Below are 2,625 nucleotides of genomic sequence, written 5' to 3'. Positions count from 1 at the left end.
AAATACAAGATATGTGGTATTTTTATGGGGTCAAGGGGACTGGTTCCCTTGCGGGGGAGGTCAAGGAGGGGGCGGAGCCGCCCTCCTTGTTCTTTGTATTGCACGCGATCGAAACGCGCGATAAAACAAGAAAAGAAATGGGGCCGCCTCCGACTTCTGCCATATCACACGACGGACCATTGATGGCTACCTACAGTCAGACGTAGACCGTGAGCGGGTATTTGCAAAAACTTTGCACGGGGGCGTAAAATTAAATCAGTTGATGACATGAGACTGAGAGAGGTCTTACCTATTACAGAGATTGACTTGAACCATTAAGGAGACTGACATGCTTGCAAAGAGGATCATCCCGTGTCTGGATGTGCGGGATGGACGAGTAGTCAAGGGCGTAAATTTTGTAAACATCCGCGATGCCGGAGACCCCGTTGAAAATGCCATATTCTATGACAGCGAGGGCGCCGATGAGCTGACCTACCTTGACATTACGGCATCGCACGAAAAGCGCAAGATCATACTTGACGTGGTGGAGCGCACTGCGGCGGAGGTGTTTATCCCGCTGACGGTTGGTGGTGGCATCGGCAGTCTCGATGACATCAGGGCGTTGTTAAATGCCGGCTGCGACAAGGTGTCGATCAACACGGCTGCCGTCAACAACCCAGATTTTATACGCAAGGCCTCGGAACGTTTTGGCAGTCAGTGCATAGTGGTGGCCATAGACGCCAAGCGATACACGGTTTCATCGACGGCAGAGCGGAGACCCCCCCAATGGCTCAGTGATGCGCTCACCACTGCCCCCGGCAACGATTTCAGGCGCCTGTTTATGGAACCGGGGACGGCTGATATACCGCAGAGGTGGGAGGTCCACACGCACGGAGGCAGGAGACCGGTTGCCATTGATGCCGTTGCCTGGGCCATCTACATGGAGGCCATCGGTGCCGGTGAAATCCTGTTGACCAGCATGGACAAGGACGGCACCAAGGTCGGTTACGACATCGAGCTTACCAGGGCGGTGTCGGAGGCGGTGTCGATACCGGTGATTGCTTCCGGGGGGGCCGGGGAGTTGGAGCACCTCTTTGAGGCCCTAGACCAGGGTAAGGCCGATGCCGTATTAGCCGCTTCCATATTTCACTTCAGGCAGCACTCCATCTCCGAGGCCAAGCAGTATCTGGCCAAGAGGGGCGTGCCGATGCGCATGTGAGCGGGACAACGGTATGACACCGGCAATTGAGAGAAGGCGGGTTGTTGTCCTTGCCGTTGCGGTGGAGGGGGGATTGTTGCTGTTGGCGGCGGTCTTATCGGGGAGGTTGCACATAGGGCTGGTCTTTGGCAGTGAGCGTCCGTTGCGCGATTGTCTGGTGGCGCTGGCATGGACGCTTCCACCGGTGGCAGTGTTTGTCATATCGCTGTCTGAGATGGCCATGTCGCTGTCATTTATGCGCACAATGCGGCAGTTTGTTATCAACCACATCAGGGCCATGTTTATCAACACAACCTTCGTAGACGTCGTGTTTATCTGCATACTGGCCGGTGTCGGAGAGGAGGCCCTCTTTCGGGGGATCGTTCAGGTCAAGTTTGGGATCATCTGGGGGAGTGTTATCTTTGGCCTTCTGCATTTCGTATCGCCGGCGTACTTTGTTTTTGCCACGGCAATGGGACTGTACATTGGATGGGTCTTTACGCTGTACAACAGCCTGTTTGTCCCGATCCTCATCCACTTCCTCTACGACCTTGGCGCCATCGTATACCTGAAATATTACGTAAAAGAAGAATAAGAAAAGAAAGAAGGGGAGCGGTTCTGCCCTCCCCTCAGATGGAGCTTGGATTTACACGCATAAAAAAGACTTGACAAACTCTGATATCTGTGATAGCATAACTATTGTCTGGGGCGCGAGGACAAAAATTTGAGACGTAAGCTTATTTGTGTACAAGTTATACAAAGTTGAGAGGTGTGATGTTATCAGATAAAATGCGCTTTTATCAAAGCAGAATGGTTATTCATTATGGTTTCTGAGAAAAACAGGATGGTAGCTTTGGTGCTGTGTTTTGTTTTTGGATGGGCTGGTGTACATCGCTTTTATGTGAGGAAAGCATGGACGGGGATGCTGATGCTTTTTACTGGAGGTGGTTTTGGTTTATGGGTTTTTTATGATTTAGTGTTAATTATTACAGGAAGATTTGCGGATGATAAAGGTTATGAGCTGGTTAATTGGAGTCTTAACAGTAGAGATAGGTATGATAATTTTCGTTCAATAAGTGTAAGTGGAGGAGCAATGATGGATTTCAGGAAAAGTGAAGCAACAAGATATATTGCCGCTAGTGTGTTATCGGATAGCAATTTAAGAAATGAGATACTAAAATGTGACAGAGAAAAGCATCTTGCCGATCCTCCTGAGCCAGGCATAGATATATCATTAATAGTAAAGATGAGTAAATTCGCTGACAACTATGACAACAAGCATGCTCTCGCATTCTTTTCTATATTTGTTTCTATGCTGCTGATAATTTTAGAGTATTTTCGTATCCTCTTTATATTGCATGGTAAAAGAAAGAAGGAGGGCGGCTCCGCCCCCTCCTCAGACCTCCCCTGCAAGGGGGCCAGCCCCCTTGACCCCATCTTACCATGCT

The 2,625-nt window shown here is 49.9% G+C and carries 4 protein-coding genes; all 4 read left to right on the top strand.

The window, feature by feature from the left end; genetic code table 11:
• The coding region (locus HWQ67_RS16005) for a hypothetical protein (protein ID WP_218253687.1) at nt 1–206 on the top strand (206 nt) is incomplete at its 5' end.
• 122 nt (nt 207–328) lie between these two features.
• Entirely contained in the window at nt 329–1,198 is an 870-nt protein-coding gene (gene hisF / locus HWQ67_RS16000; protein WP_218253686.1) for an imidazole glycerol phosphate synthase subunit HisF, read from the top strand.
• A 13-nt stretch (nt 1,199–1,211) separates the two neighbouring features.
• Nucleotides 1,212–1,772: a CPBP family intramembrane glutamic endopeptidase gene (locus tag HWQ67_RS15995; RefSeq protein ID WP_218253685.1), complete on the top strand. Its 561-nt coding sequence runs from the start codon at nt 1,212–1,214 to the stop codon at nt 1,770–1,772.
• Nucleotides 1,773–2,000: 228 nt separating this feature from the next.
• On the top strand, nt 2,001–2,625 hold a 625-nt coding region (locus HWQ67_RS15990), incomplete at its 3' end, for a TM2 domain-containing protein (protein ID WP_218253684.1).

Origin of the sequence: Candidatus Magnetobacterium casense, from assembly GCF_019173545.1 — a bacterium.
Lineage (GTDB): Bacteria > Nitrospirota > Thermodesulfovibrionia > Thermodesulfovibrionales > Magnetobacteriaceae > Magnetobacterium > Magnetobacterium cryptolimnobacter.
The sequence above is the reverse complement of the archived record's forward strand: the minus strand, read 5'-3'. Positions and strand labels throughout refer to the sequence as shown.

Excerpts from the sequence above, each read along its gene's own strand:
- hisF (WP_218253686.1), top strand. The coding sequence starts at position 329 with ATGCTTGCAAAGAGGATCATCCCGTGTCTGGATGTGCGGGATGGACGA.
- HWQ67_RS15995 (WP_218253685.1), top strand. The coding sequence starts at position 1,212 with ATGACACCGGCAATTGAGAGAAGGCGGGTTGTTGTCCTTGCCGTTGCG.